This is a genomic window from Slackia equolifaciens, assembly GCF_003725995.1.
Lineage (GTDB): Bacteria > Actinomycetota > Coriobacteriia > Coriobacteriales > Eggerthellaceae > Slackia > Slackia equolifaciens.
This window is the reverse complement of the sequence record NZ_QIBX01000009.1, coordinates 47,281-61,288: the sequence shown is the minus strand read 5'-3', so window position 1 is coordinate 61,288 and position 14,008 is coordinate 47,281. Positions and strand designations below refer to the sequence as shown.

Genomic DNA, 14,008 nt, shown 5'->3' with positions numbered 1-14,008 from the left:
GGTTGGGCGGCCGGTTGCCTGCCTCCGAATAGCCGAATTGAGCGTCAGAGTATAGCACCGCAGCAGATGGGTGGCTAGCACCGCTGCACAAGGGCGGCGTTCCCCATCCGTGACGCTGATCCGTATTTGTGCTCTTTTGACCGCGCCGCTGGCTTCCTGCAATGGCGTTTCGCCTGTTCAGCCACCTGCCCGAACCCTATTGTGCGTGATTGCGTTGTTTTCCTGCAGTTTGGGCATCTTTTGGAGTGGAACGAAATGGCACGCTATGGGAACGGCTTTGGAACGCTTGGTTCATACGATGACCCTGAAATATACGCGCGCGGGTTCGACTCCTCTCGCCACGTGGGTGAAAGGCGCCGAGCAGCGCGCCTGCCCCTGCGCTCCCGTCACGGGGCGCTCGAGAGGAAAGGATACCAAGATGAAGAAGGGGATACCTCGCACGCTGTTGGCGATCATGATGTCGGCGTGCCTCATGCTTCCGCCGTCTTTTGCCGTTGCGCAGGACAGCCCTGCCTCCGGCGCATCGGATGTCAGCGCGTCTTCGCCTGCCTCGATTGAGGAGGAGTCTTCGTCCGCGCTTGAAGCTGCACCTGCGACCGATGAATCTCCCGCGCTCGATTCGGCACCCGAATCTGTTAATCCTTCCAGCCCTGACGCCTCGTCTAGCGCCCCATCCGCATCGCCCTCGGCCGCCGTGGCTTCCGATGCCGCTCCTGAAAGCCAGCCTGCCGCGCCATCACCCGAGCCTTCCGACGCCGCCTCGGGCGACGTGGCCGCCGCTCCGGATAGCGCCGCCGCTTCGGCACCCGCCTTTGCCGCCGCGCCAGAGGCAGCCTCCGATGCGAGCCGTGCGCCTATGAAGCTCGATGCGGGCAACTTCCTGCAAAAGCTGTCCCTGACGATTCAGAGCGGGGATGTGACTAAATCCTACGACCTGAAAAGCGGGCAGTCCGTGGATGCGACGGCAGACTTCCCCGACGGCATCGCCCGTGACGCGCTCTACAAAGGCGAGCTGGTCGTTGACGTGAAGGCCTGCGCCGAAAACGCTGGCGCTTATCCCTTGGTGGTGGGCGACACGGTGACTTCGCCGTTCCCAACGCTGATGGGCGAGGGCGGCTCCGCTCGTGGACGCATGCGCGACAGCGCTACCACGTGGGACGCTCAGCACGGCGGCGTGGGCGACTATCTTATTGCGCGTGGCGTTTTGACCATCAGCTACGATGCCGGCTATTTGAAGGAATGCGGAGGAAAGGTCGCCTTTTCTAAAATCGAATTCGAGGGCGCCTTCAACGCATCCACTCTTCCTTCGGATGATACCGACGTAGATCTTGCGTTTGGCAACGCCATCGTGAAGACGCGCTTTTCTAAGCTCGAAACCGTCCGCAACCTCTCGATTGAGAAAACGAGCATCGAAGTGGGCAAGGGCCCCCAGGTTCCCGGCGGCCAGCCGGAGTATCCGCGGCAGCATAGCGCCTACGTTGATTCGGACGGCCGTTTGTACTATTCGATCAAGGTAACTGCCGACAAGGGAAACACCGACCCTCTGACGCACGTGAGGATCGTTGACAATTTCAGCGACGAGAGCCGTGAAAAGGTCGATCGCTCCACCATGAAATTCCGATATATGATCGCATCCAACAAGCGCATGCGCTACGAGAACCTGACCGACGAGAGCGGCGCGTTGATCGGGTGGGAGCTGGATTCCCTCGCTCCCGGCGAAACGGCGACAATAACGTATTCGGTGAAGATGAACGCCGACGTGGTGGCCGATGCCGTGCGCGCCGCGAAAGAGGCCAACGGCTCGTCGGACGCCCTTGAGGAGCGCATCATCGTAAACGGCGCATCGGCAAGCGCCGACGGGGTGCCGGAAGTCACCGATACGAGTCGGGCGGTGGTGAGAAACTGCATCATCGCCACAAAGACGCTCGGCGCCTATGATTCTGCAACCCAATCGCAGCACTTCACCGTTGTCGTAAAGGCCCCGCGCGACAATCCCCTCGCCGAATACAACGTGCCCGTTTCCGACGTCGCGCAGCCTCCTTCGGGCGTTCGCTTCACGCAGGCGGGCGTTGCGTCGGCCACGGTGCGCCACCTGGACGGCTCCACCGAGCCCATTGAGCTTGCAAGCGTGCAAACCGAGGGAACGAACTCGTGGCAGGCTGTTATTCCTCGGATGCTTCCCGGCGATGAGGTGTCGATCGACTCCTATGTGTCTGTTCCCGATGAGATCTGGAACGTGCCGGCGGGCCCTGGTGTGGGCGGCATACGCGGGATGGTCAACCAGGTTGCCGCCGGTTCGGGCATAAATGTTGGTGGCGTTCAGGCGGCAGACCTCAACCGAGCAACGGCGGAGGCATCTTTTGACCTGCTGAAGAACTGGCTTTCGAAAAACGAGCCTTCGATCGGCTCCGACGGAGTGATCAACTGGACGATCGTTGGCAACCAGCGCGGCAAAAGCGCCCGCCCTGGCAACGTCGCCGGTCAAACGGTGACCGACAAGCTGGGTCCCGATCAGGTGTTCACCGGCGAACCTGCGCGGGTCACGTTTTTCAATCAGGACGGGAGCGTGGCCGGATCGGACACCATTGCCCTGAAGGAAGGCGATACCTCTTTCAGCTACGTTATTCCCGAGCAGTACGGCACATGCGAATTCCATATAGAGTACGCTTCGAAGGCGACCGATTGGGAGGACTATACGGGGCCGGCCAAGGCGTACACGAACTCGGTGCAGGGCCTGGGGGAGTGGAGCGTCGATTCTCAGACGGTTCCGCGCCAGGCGGTGCCCAGCCTTGAGAAGTCGCTCGTGGCGCAAAGCGGCGATACGGCACGGTGGCAACTGCGAGTGTTTCGCGGGCTGAATGCGGGCGACGAGCTGAAGGACGAGATCCGCGACGGCGCCAATTACATGTATTTCACTCAGGACCAGATAAGCGGCGTCACGCTTTCGATCGGAGGCGCTCCGGTTGACCCGTCGCTGTACGAGGTGGTTCCCGGGCCGCAGAATTCCGCGGGGAACTTTGGCATGTTCTCGGTGAAGTTCAAGGGCCAAGTGGTTGCCAGCTCAGACGGCCAAACGCTTTCGCCGAGCAAGGAAACGCCCCTTGTTGTTTCGTACGAGACAACGCCGGTGAACCCTCCCAAGGGCGGCGGGCGCACGTATTTCAACGATGCGTATCTCACGGTGGGCGAGCGCACCGATTCCGACTACGATTACTGCGTGCGGGGCAATTACGACGAAGTGCGGAAGTATGTCTACGAGACCAGGTCTGGAATCATCACGTGGCATCTCATGGTGAATGAGGGAGGGTATGCTGCGCAGCCCGATGGAACGTGCCTTGTAACCGAGGTGCTTCCTGCGGGAACCGAGTTCGTGAACGTGAAGAAGGCTGACGGGCGTGGATACGTGGAGGTGCTTGATAAAGCCAAGAACGAAGACGGAACCACGTCGGTCACCCTGAAACTGAGCGGGCTGCCCGTGGAAGAGCTTTGCAAGGCGCACCCAAGCCGCAAGGTGACCAAGACCGGGCTGCGGATGGAGGTGAGCGCCCGCATCACCGACGAAGAGTATCTTTTTGGAACCGAGCCGCAATACTTCACCTTCACCAATCGCGCATATCTCACTGATCGGTTTGGGGTTCAAAAAGAGGGTTCGTCCGATGCGGATTTGCGTTACACCGCCGTCCAGAAGAAGATGGTCTACAACGAGGAGACGGCGCCGAATGCCGAATTCACTCTGATCGTGAATCCCGCAAACGCCGACCTCAGCTCCTCTGGAAGGACCGTCACGTTGGTGGATGTGAGCTCGGACAACCTGCTCGTGGATCCCGATTCGTTTGAGGCAAAGGGCATAACAGGTCTGACCCTTCCGCTTGACGTTGACCTGTCGGAGCTCGCGCAGCACAAGATTCGCCTTACTGTGCAAGACGGGCTTTACACGAAGATTACCTATAGGGCGCGAGTGCTGGGCGATGTGGGCTCTTCTGCGTCGGTGGAGAACTCCGCGTTTTTCGATGGGCATGAAAGCCACGGGAGCGGGGGAACCGTGTCCGAGACGGTTCAGGTGCTGAGGGCTCGCGGAACCTCGGGGACCGACCCGGGAACCGAGCAGCCCGGCGGCGGCGACCCGGACCCCGATCCCGACCCGGGCTCAGGCACCGAGGGCGGTGGCGGAGACCCCATTCCCGACCCCGATCCCGGTAACGGTGGCAACACGCCTGACCCTAACCCCGGTGGCGAGACGCCTGACCCTAACCCCGGCGGCGAGACGCCCCCGAGCGGGGAGAACCCTGGTGGCAAAACGCCCGGGACGCCGCAAAATGAGAGCGAGACGCCCTCGAAGCCGGCCGACCAGGGCCAGCGGCATACCGAGAAGCTCGCGAAAACGGGCGATGCGACCGCTGTTTTGGCCTACGCCTTCGCGGGCGTTGCGCTGATCGCCGCAGGCGCGGTGGTAATAGCGATCCGTGCATCGCGTCGGATGCGGAAATAGCGTTTGACCAGTTGCCCCAGCGTGGTTGTGCAAAGGTGCAGCCACGCTGAGGCGCGTTGAATTGAGGGGCGGGTTAAGGGGCGTGTCCCTCGGGTTGGCTGCTCTTTTGACCGTTGTTTTGGTGGGCGATTGCCCGTTCAGCCCCGCGCTCTTCTTCCCTCCCTCCTTTCTGGACACAACATCTCCGCAGAATCGTTCGAGGAGCACCTCGTCGCAGGCGTGCCGATGGTGGCCGTTCGAGGCGTCGAGCTTGTTGCCGGCCGCCGTCATGGCTCCGTCGGCGCTATGCGGCGCCTTTGAAGCTTGTCGCGTGTCCGACGTGCTGCAGGGTCTACTTACGTCCTCCGCGGCCCAACGAATGAGGTGTCGAAATGGGCGAAATCGGACTAATGCGACTATTGAGCGGGTGCTGCCTCGGTTGGTATCGTTAAGTGCTCAGAGGGCAACTGAGGTTCTCGAGGCGGGGCTCCGGGCAGTTGACGGGAAGGGCGTGGGACGATGGCATCTGAGGGCAATGCGATGTTCGATGCGGGGCAAGGGGCCGATTCTTTCATGCAGTCTTTGCCTGCGTCTGCCGTGGTTGAGTATCGTCAAACCGATGATATCGTTGGCGATGCACGCCTCATCATCGAGAGTTCTCAGCGTTGGGCGCACCGCTCGGTGAATGCGGCGTTGGTGTATCGCAATTGGTATTTGGGGAAGCGCATCGCGGAGGAGGAGCTTAAGGGGGAGAGCCGCGCGGAGTATGGTGCGCAAGTTATTGTCGGTCTCGCCAAGGCGCTTACGAAAGAATACGGCAAGGGGTATTCGAAGCTGAATCTTTGGTACTTCGTTCGGTTCTACAAGGCATACCCCTCGATTGTTTACGCGGCGAGTAAACAATCTGCGCCACTACTCTCTTGGACGCACTACCGCACTCTTTTGCGCGTTCACGACGATAAAGCGCGTGAATGGTATACACGCGAAGCCGTTGAGCAAGGCTGGAGCGTGCGTACGCTCGACCGCAATATCTCCACCCAGTACTACTATCGACTGCTTTCTTCAGACGAAGGCAACCGCGCGGCTGAAGGAGAAGCGAAAGGCGCCGAATTGCATCGGGATAACGAACAACGGAAGTACGATTTCGTCAAAAGCCCGTACATAATGGAATTCCTTGGCTTCTCCACTGAAGGGCAACCTCATGAAAGCGATTTAGAAAACGCGCTTATCGCGAATTTGCAAAAGTTCTTGCTTGAACTGGGGAAAGGCTACGCTTTCATGGGTCGGCAATTCCATCTGCGCGGGATGGACGGCGACTACTATATCGATCTCGTGTTCTACAACGTCATCCTCAAGTGTTATGTGCTTATCGATCTCAAGGTGGGCAAGGTCACTCATCAAGACGTGGGCCAGATGGACATGTATGTGCGTATGTTCGATGAGATGGGGCGCCGTGAGGGCGATGGACCCACTATTGGTGTTGTGTTGTGCTCCGAAACAAGCAAAGACATCGCTCGCTACTCGGTGCTTAAGGGCAACGAGCATCTGTTCGCTAGCAAATACAAGCTTTACTTACCGACGGATGAAGAGCTGCGTCGTGAAATCGAAGGCCAAAAGACCCTCTTTAAGCTGCAGCAAGCCGAACGCATGGAGGAAGACGGGGCGGCTAGGGCTGATTTGAATGCAGATGGATGATGTTGGAGTGGTGTGCCGAAAGACGGAGGAAGTGAGACTGCAATGAGTTCGACCGGTTTTATGGAACAGGTGAGATGGAGCTTCCTTCGCCGCAAAGGGTGATGAAGAGGTATATGCCGAGATTCGCGCAACGCTCGATCAAGCGCGAAAGTTTACTGCACATGGAAGACCATGAGACGCATGAAATTGGGGGAGGAGCAAGGGCGAGCTATGGCGATGTAGAACAAGGGACGCGCTACCCAATGTAAAGCACCACGGCAGAAGCTGCCACACTCTTTGTTGAGCGTGTTGTTCGGCCAGCGCTCCCGACTGATTTTCGCATTGCCAATTTGAGGCAGAACTGAAACGTTTGGATGGTTCGACTTCCTTTACCATTGACGGAAAGAAACGGGGACGGTTGGACGGAGGTTTTCATGAGCGAGAACGGGATTCATGCCTTGGATGCCGAGCGGCGCCGCGCCAGCGAGGAGATTGCCGACAGGGTGAGGCTTGCGGTGGCCGCTTTGCTGGCAGAAGGTCGCATGCCGTCTTTTTATGCGGTCGCCGATGTCGCTGGGGTGGCTCGCAGCACACTCTATCGCAGGGACGATTTGAAAGAAATCATCGTTCGGGCGCGAGAGGGCGCTTCATTGCTCGCTGGCTCGTGCGAATCGCCGCAGGCGGTATATATCTCGCAACTCCTGGAGGAGAGCGAGCGGCTTCGTTCGGAGCTGGGGGAGGTTCGTGACGAGCTGTCGCGCCTCAAGGACGAGCGTATCGCGATTTTGAACTCGGTTTCTCATTATTGGGAAAACGAGAGCGGACGCGTAATTGCGAAAAGCGGTACGTCCGAGTACACCTATCTGTTCATTGCGGGTGAACGCGCGGCATAGAGCCGTCGCGCACATTCCCAAAAATCGGACTAATGCGACTATTGAAGCAAGTGTGTTTGAGCTGGTACTTTGTCGATACAAAAACATGGGCCAAAAGCAAAGGAGTCGCATGATGACAAAAACGTTCACGTCCGCTTCGGCGAATAAATGCCTGCGGAGCCTTCAGGATGAGAAGGATTTCCTCCTTGAGACGGAGCTGAAGTCATGCGTCTACGAGCTGGCGCTTGGCGAGGAGGCCGACCCACCCAAGTACTCGTATGAGGAAACGCGTGCGGCGGTTGAAAATATCGACGCCCGCATGCTCAAGCTGCGCCATGCCGTCCACCTGTTTAACGCTCATACCGTTTTGCCCGAAAGCGGTATCACCATCGATGAGGCGCTTGTGCGCATGGCTCAGCTCAATCAGCAAAAGAGAAGGCTTGCAGGCCTTCGCGCCCGCAGCCCCAAAGAGCGTGCGTCGCGCTATTATCTAGGCGATTCGAATGTCGTCGAGTACGTCTATGCAAATTACGATGTCGCTCAGGCGGATAAAGACTATCGTGCGGCGTGCGAAGAAATCAGCCGCCTGCAGCTTGAGCTTGATTTGGTGAATCAGACCCAGACGTTCGAAGTCGATTTGTAGTCGTCTTTCGATCTGCGATCGGAAGCATTCAAAGGCCATCTTTCCGTGTGCGGGGGTTTTTCTGGCTATCAAGATTGCATCTGGTTTATCGTTCGGGTTGTTCGTAGTTTTGCAGTCAGCAGTGCCATAGGGTTGTCCAGTTGGCGGTTCTTGGAACGGACCCAAGCGCTCCTCCCTTTACCTCGCGCAAAAAACTTCCACAGGCGCATCCTCGCGATGCCCAAGGCGACGGCGAAGTTCGGTTTTGGCCGTCATTCGATGAATGGAGGGCTTTGGCATTCGAAACGGGCGTATTCGCTTCCGCACTCCTCCGTATCCAATTGGCCTATTAAAAAGTGCATGCGCGTAGAGACAAGTCCAGATTAATTGGGAGGGCTAGATCTTGTGGAATTGGTGTGACACGAGGAAAAGAATTGCACAGTAGACACTGTTGAAAACAGCGGTCATCCAAAGTTGCTCGAACCCGCAATTGACAGAATTCTCTGGCGAGGTAGGTCTTGGCTCAATCCTGATAGGGGAGATGAGGCAACCAAGGAAATCGCTTGGCGAATTATTCGAGAAATGGAACCCTTAAAGCCGCTTTCTGATGACAACTCTTATCGGGAGCTCTGGATTGTTGCGCAACGAGGCAACCCGGACGATTGGATGACTTTCCAGGAGTTTCGAGACGAGTATTGGGAAGAGGACGGCGAGCCCACGAAGGAACAGTGGCTTGCGGAATGGCGTAGCTGGTTTCCAAAGGAAGAATACTGGCATCTTCTTGGTTGTCGAGAAGATAACGGATGGGTCGTTATCGGGATTGACAATCGTCAAGAGCGAGTGCGCGCACGCGCGCACGCTCGCCACCCGCGACGAGGCGGCCATCGAGATATTCGAGTACATAGAGTGCTTCTATAACAGGGCCCGCATCCACTCCGCGCTCGGGTGGATGAGCCCCGACGAGTTCGAGCGGGCGTACATGGAAGAGGTCCGCCTGCGGGCGACGTAGGACCTGTCAACGAAAAACGGGGCAGAATCAGGCTATGGATTCATCGGTCTCGCCTTCGGCGGAACCTCTCTTCCCGTGCTGCGATTCGTGAGTGATTAGGAACATATATTCGACTTAATGGGAGTATTCACGATGCGCTTTATAAGAGCGATTGTCAATACAAATGTTCGTGGAAGCTCAGCTTTCAGATGTTTCTTCCGTCGCTTGCCAGCTGACAGCCTGCCTCTTGCAGATCAGCAAATACGGCAGATAGCCGGGTATTTCGCGGCACGGCAGAAGCCCTATAATGCGAGTCGCGCCAGAATCACCCGTGAAGCAAGGGTATCGAAAGAATATAATACGGCGAGCGGGCAGCAAGGTTCACCCCAGCACTTGCGGCAGGATGGTAAAATGCAGGTACTGGTACCTGTTTATCTGTTTCCAGAAGCCGCCATCGTGCGGAAGCTCTCCAGGAGAGGGCCCGCGCGTTGCTTGCGCAGGGCGAGAGCTTCTGATGCACTTGTCGGCAGAGATTGCGGGGGAATGCTATGGGTTCTGAGGAAAAGGGCTTGCCTGAGGGCGCGGAGTATTTAGATCCGTCCTCTGAGCTTTTGCACGATGTCCACATGACGTTGCGCTCTGAGCCGTTCCGCGTGGTAGTCGCCGACGACGATTTCATCTTCATCGAGGGTATCGCCGCTCTCATACGCGAGTGGGGCGAGTTCAAGCTCGTCGGCAAGGCGTACACGCTCGAGGAGACCTATACCGCGTGCGCGAGGTATAAGCCGGAGGCAGTCATGATAGGTGCGACGTTCAAAGGGGTCAGCTGCGCTCCAACTGTGAGGAAGATGCTGGATCTCAACCCCGATCTGCGCATCTTCGTCTTGGCCTCGATGGGAGAGAGCGGCCACGTCCTCGATGCCCTGCGGGCCGGCGCGAGCGGATTCGGCTCGCGCGACGAGATGAGCTCGTCGCGCCTAAGGTCCCTCCTCTGGGCACAGGCCTGCGGCGACATCGCTTTTTCCGGCTCGCTGGGGACCATCCTCCAGGGCGCCTTGCTCGGAGACTCCCACGTGACAAACGCGGAGTCTGCCATCGCAGAGGGCATCAAGATGCTCGGCAACCGCGAGAAGCGCGTCCTCGCACTGCTGGAAGAGGGCCTCTCAAACGCAGAGATCAGCAAGCGCCTCTTCTTGAGTGAGCCCACGGTGAAGAAGACCATCGGGAGCATCATCCACAAGCTCCACGTGAGCAACCGCACCCAAGCCGCAGTACTCGCGGCAAAGGTCGGGCGCAGCGAGTACCTTGGCGAGGCAGACGAGGGCTAGCCAGACTGGCAGGACATCAAGCAAGCTTGGGACATGAGACGGCCGCGATTGCGCGGCCGTCTTTTTCTTGTCCCGCCTGGGCTTTCCGGGTGGCGGCTCCCATGAGACCGTCATGCCTAGCAGCGCCGCGACGTCCCCAGGGTATCGAAAGTATCGCAACGCGGCCCTGATGGCATCTCCAAGCAGTACCCATCCGACTACGCAAGAGTATTCGTTCGTCACTCAGGGGATACTCACGGAACCAGCGCTTCCCCGGAAAATTGAGCTCGAAGAACGCAGGCTCGGCAAAAGCCGGCAGCCCGCGCGAAAGCTCATTCGAAAGGAGAGTGAAGGATGATCAAGGCACAGCTCAACCGCATCGCTTTGCGCGCTGCAGATGCCGACAAGGCAGTTGAGGACCTGAATAAGCTTCTGGGGGTGACATTCTACGGCCCCTACGACGACGAGCACATGGGTCTGCGCGTCGCACTGCCCAAGTCCGGCGGCATCGAGGTCATGGCACCCATGCACGACCACGACGCCATCGGCGCTTACAAGGCCCTGCAGACCGTAGGCGAGGGCATCAGCGGCATCGCCATGCGCGTCGACGACTTCGACGCCGCCAAGGAGCACTTCGCATCCCTGGGCCTGACCCCTGCCGTCGAGTTCAACCACGGCAAGTTCCGCGAGATGATCTTCCCCCCGCAGCCTGCCACCCACAACCTGGAGATCGCCGTCAACGAGTTCCCCGATGCAAATGGCGCTGCCATCCAGGTTGCCCTCGACATGGGCGTTGATTGGACTGACGTCTGCGACTGGGACGCAAAGTAAGGGCGCGGTGAGACCATGACCACTGTCGCAGTATTCAAATGGGCAATGAACCCCACAGACGAGCGGGTGGGTGCAGACGGAGCCGTCAAGTGGCTTGCCGATCGCCCCGAGGTGGGGGACGACGACCACGCCGCTATCCAGGTAGCGCTCGACGCTGCCGGAGATGGCGACGTGACGGGCGTCACGATGGACAGCGGCGACGTCGCCTTTGGCGCTGCCCGCGGCATCGAGACCACCGTGGCGGTCCAGGGCGTGGACATCCTCGCTCAGCCCACCGAGCTGGCCTCTGCGCTGGCAAACGCCGTCAAGGGTGTCGAGGGTGTCGACCTCGTGGCCATCGGTGACTGCATCTGGCAGCCCATGGTTCCGAGCTTGCTGGCCGGTCTGCTTGGCTGGCCCTGCATCAACGCAGTCGATGCAGCAAAGAGGGAGGGCGGCAAGCTCGTCGTGACCCGCCGCTTCGGCGCAGGCACCCAGGACATCGCCGTCGAGGGCCCCGCTGTCTTGGCCGTCGCAGCCCGCCGCGAGGAGGAGAACAAGCCCGGTATGCGAGCTGTCCTCGTAGCTAGGAAGAAGCCGGTTGAGAGGGTTGGCGCGCAGACCGAAGGCGCAGCTACCTTCACCGTGGGCGGGACCCACGAGCCCGATGCCCAGCCTTCGAAGATCTTTGACGGATCGGACCCGCAGGCAGCTGTCGACCAGCTCGTCGCTGCGCTCAAGTCCGAGGGGGTGCTGTAGATGAGCAAAGTTTGGATTCTGGTGGCCGATGACATGAGCGCCGCCCACGTGGCCGACGTCGCATCCAAGAGCGGCGCGCCCTACGAGGCCCTGGTCTTCGGCGACGCAAGCCGTGCAGACGCCGTTGCCGCGCTCGGCCCCGCATCGGTGACCCTGTACGATACCAGCGCCACTCTCGCCGAGGCGCTCGCCCCCGCGATTGCGGATAGGGCTGCCCAGGAGCAGCCCGCAGCGGTGCTCTGTTCGGACGACGCCACCGCCCGCGCCATCGCCGGCGCCATCGCCGTGAAGCTCTCCGCAGCGGTCGCCGCCGCGGTTACCAGCGTCAGCGTCTCAGAGGGCAAAACGGTCGTCGAGCGCCTTGTCGCCGATGCGGCTGCCGTGCAGGTCCTTGAGACATCCGGCCCCGCCGTCTGCATCGTTGCCGACGGCGGGGACGAGGCCGATGCAGGCGCGGCCGCTGAGGTTGCCACGGGGAGCGCTAGCGCGCTCGATTCTCTCACCGTGCTTGCCACTAACTGTGACGGGTGTGCCTCCAACGGCCTGCTGACCGCAGAGAAAGTCGTCGGCGTGGGACTGGGAATCGGAGCCAAGGAGAACCTCGCCCTGGTTGAGGAGCTCGCCGCAGCTCTCGGCGCAGAGGTCGCCTGCACGCTGCCCCTGTGCGACAACTACCACTGGTTCGAGCACGACCGCGTGGTCGGAACCTCCACCCAGAAAATCTCTCCTCGCCTGTACCTGACCCTCGGCTCCTCCGGGGCGCCCCAGCACATGACCGGCGTTCGCGGAGCCAAGGTCATCGTCGCCGTCAACAACGATTCGGAGGCTTCCATCTTCCGCGAGTGTGCGTATGGCATCGTGGGCGACGTGAAGGAGATAATCCCCGTCCTGACCGCAGCGATCAAAGGCGCCTAGCAGCGCACGATCAGGGCTTATCCAGCACTCGATCGATTCACTTAGACGATACCGCTGCGCCGGATTCGCCGACGCAGCGGTGAAAATCAGACTCCCAAGAAGGAGGAAACCATGGCAAAATTCGATGTTGAGTATGATCTTGTTGTCGTTGGAGGAGGCGCCTCTGGAAAGTCTGCAGCGCTGATCGCCGCCCGTGAGGGCAAGCGCGTCGTGGTGCTCGAGAAGATGCCCGAGACCGGAGGCCTCTCCATGTACGCCGAAGGCACCGCTGCCTTCGAGTCCTCTATTCAGAACGAGCTCGGCACCCCGCGTCTTTCCAAGTACCACTTCCCGACCAAGCAGGAGGGCATCGAGAAGTTCATGGGCTACAGCCATCAGCGCGCGAACTACGACGTCGTCCGCGCTTTCGTTGAGAACTCCGCAGAGACCATCGACATCTACCGCGACCTCGGCGTCGTCTACAAGGCCTGCGACATCGCCGCAGAGGACGACCCCAACGAGGTCTGGACCTTCCATCTGCCCGAGGGCCTCGGCGCCCATTGCCAGGAAGTCCTGCTCGACGCCATCCAGAAGCTCGACGTCGACATCTTCACCTCCACCCCCGCCAAGGAGCTCATCATCGAGGAAGGCGCTGTCGTCGGTGTCGTCGCAGAGCCTGAGGGCGAGCCCCTGCGCGTCGGCGGCAAGGCCGTTATCCTGGCAACCGGCGGCATGGGCTCCAGCCCGGAGCGCATCTTCAAGTACAGCTGGTTCGCCCCCGCTGCCTACAACATGAACACCCTCACCCCGCTGCAGAACGTCGGCGACGGCCTCGACCTCGCCCTCTCCGCGGGCGCAGACCCCACCTCCATCACCACCTGCCCGATTCTCGCAGCAGGCGGCCGTGACATGACCATGGACTCCCAGGTCGGCGGCGCGGGCGTCAACCCCGGCGTGTGGATCAACAAGACCGGCAGGCGCTTCGCGGCCGAGTCCGTTGCCGAGAACATCGGCGACATCGGAACCTACTACGGCAAGCAGCCCGGCGGCGTGGTCTGGTCCATCCTCTCCCAGGCGGACATCGACCGTCTGGTGGCCGAGGGTTCCGAGATCGCGATCGGCGAGTTCGTCGTGTACCACAAGCCGATGGAGCGCCTCCCTATCGAGCTCGAGGCTAATCTCGAGTCCGGCCTGGTGAAGAAGGCTGGCAGCTTCGAGGAGCTCGCAGCACTCATTGACGTGCCTGTAGACACCTTCGTCGCAACTATGGCCGACTACAACGAGGCATGCGAGAAGGGCTACGACGACGCCTTTATGAAGAAGCCCCAGTACCTCCGCCCGATGGTCGAGGGTCCCTTCTATGCCATCCCTCTGGCTGCCGGCACCATGGGTTCTGCTGGCGGCATCCGCATTAACGGCAACATGCAGGTCGTCGACGCCGACTACAACGCCATTCCCGGTCTCTACGCGGTCGGTCTGGACGCCACGGGTCTCTACGGCGACTCCTACAACATGGAGGTTCCCGGCGCAGCAAACGGTTTCGCCCACACCTCCGGACGCATCGCCGCCCGCCACGCGATCTCCACTATGTAGCACCCTGCCTCAATGGCATGG

10 protein-coding genes are annotated in these 14,008 nt (G+C 60.1%); all 10 read left to right on the top strand.

Annotation, left to right across the window (positions count from 1 at the left end):
* Window positions 1-418: 418 nt before the first annotated feature.
* The gene (locus DMP06_RS06245) at window positions 419-4,489 is read left to right on the top strand and encodes a hypothetical protein (protein WP_148042502.1); all 4,071 of its coding nucleotides are present in this window, start codon (window positions 419-421) and stop codon (window positions 4,487-4,489) included.
* A 498-nt stretch (window positions 4,490-4,987) separates the two neighbouring features.
* The gene (locus DMP06_RS06240) at window positions 4,988-6,163 is read left to right on the top strand and encodes a PDDEXK nuclease domain-containing protein (protein ID WP_220092542.1); all 1,176 of its coding nucleotides are present in this window, start codon (window positions 4,988-4,990) and stop codon (window positions 6,161-6,163) included.
* Between the two features lie 413 nt (window positions 6,164-6,576).
* Window positions 6,577-7,035 (top strand): DUF6262 family protein, encoded by a 459-nt coding sequence (locus DMP06_RS06235; protein WP_123208889.1) that lies wholly within the window; start codon window positions 6,577-6,579, stop codon window positions 7,033-7,035.
* 109 nt (window positions 7,036-7,144) lie between these two features.
* Window positions 7,145-7,657 carry a hypothetical protein gene (locus DMP06_RS06230; protein ID WP_123208888.1) on the top strand — a complete coding sequence of 171 codons (513 nt, stop codon included), beginning with the start codon at window positions 7,145-7,147 and terminating at the stop codon, window positions 7,655-7,657.
* Between the two features lie 712 nt (window positions 7,658-8,369).
* Window positions 8,370-8,645 carry an IS3 family transposase gene (locus tag DMP06_RS11790; protein ID WP_338056807.1) on the top strand — a complete coding sequence of 92 codons (276 nt, stop codon included), beginning with the start codon at window positions 8,370-8,372 and terminating at the stop codon, window positions 8,643-8,645.
* A 527-nt stretch (window positions 8,646-9,172) separates the two neighbouring features.
* Window positions 9,173-9,952 (top strand): LuxR C-terminal-related transcriptional regulator, encoded by a 780-nt coding sequence (locus DMP06_RS06220; protein ID WP_123208886.1) that lies wholly within the window; start codon window positions 9,173-9,175, stop codon window positions 9,950-9,952.
* Between the two features lie 336 nt (window positions 9,953-10,288).
* Window positions 10,289-10,762, top strand: a complete 474-nt coding sequence (ddrc, locus tag DMP06_RS06215) for a dihydrodaizein racemase (ifcA) (protein ID WP_173363555.1) — start codon at window positions 10,289-10,291, stop codon at window positions 10,760-10,762.
* Window positions 10,763-10,777: 15 nt separating this feature from the next.
* Window positions 10,778-11,500, top strand: coding sequence for an electron transfer flavoprotein subunit beta/FixA family protein (locus DMP06_RS06210; RefSeq protein WP_013979962.1), 723 nt, complete (start codon window positions 10,778-10,780; stop codon window positions 11,498-11,500).
* Complete coding sequence (locus tag DMP06_RS06205; RefSeq protein ID WP_013979961.1) at window positions 11,501-12,415, top strand: electron transfer flavoprotein subunit alpha/FixB family protein; 915 nt, start codon at window positions 11,501-11,503, stop codon at window positions 12,413-12,415.
* 111 nt (window positions 12,416-12,526) lie between these two features.
* Window positions 12,527-13,987, top strand: coding sequence for a tetrahydrodaidzein reductase (gene tdr / locus DMP06_RS06200; protein WP_123208885.1), 1,461 nt, complete (start codon window positions 12,527-12,529; stop codon window positions 13,985-13,987).
* Window positions 13,988-14,008: the final 21 nt, after the last annotated feature.

What these genes read in the sequence shown, in the direction of transcription:
- DMP06_RS06245 (WP_148042502.1), top strand. Translation starts at nt 419, where the DNA reads ATGAAGAAGGGGATACCTCGCACGCTGTTGGCGATCATGATGTCGGCG.
- DMP06_RS06240 (WP_220092542.1), top strand. Translation starts at nt 4,988, where the DNA reads ATGGCATCTGAGGGCAATGCGATGTTCGATGCGGGGCAAGGGGCCGAT.
- DMP06_RS06235 (WP_123208889.1), top strand. Translation starts at nt 6,577, where the DNA reads ATGAGCGAGAACGGGATTCATGCCTTGGATGCCGAGCGGCGCCGCGCC.
- DMP06_RS06230 (WP_123208888.1), top strand. Translation starts at nt 7,145, where the DNA reads ATGATGACAAAAACGTTCACGTCCGCTTCGGCGAATAAATGCCTGCGG.
- DMP06_RS06220 (WP_123208886.1), top strand. Translation starts at nt 9,173, where the DNA reads ATGGGTTCTGAGGAAAAGGGCTTGCCTGAGGGCGCGGAGTATTTAGAT.
- DMP06_RS06210 (WP_013979962.1), top strand. Translation starts at nt 10,778, where the DNA reads ATGACCACTGTCGCAGTATTCAAATGGGCAATGAACCCCACAGACGAG.
- DMP06_RS06205 (WP_013979961.1), top strand. Translation starts at nt 11,501, where the DNA reads ATGAGCAAAGTTTGGATTCTGGTGGCCGATGACATGAGCGCCGCCCAC.
- tdr (WP_123208885.1), top strand. Translation starts at nt 12,527, where the DNA reads ATGGCAAAATTCGATGTTGAGTATGATCTTGTTGTCGTTGGAGGAGGC.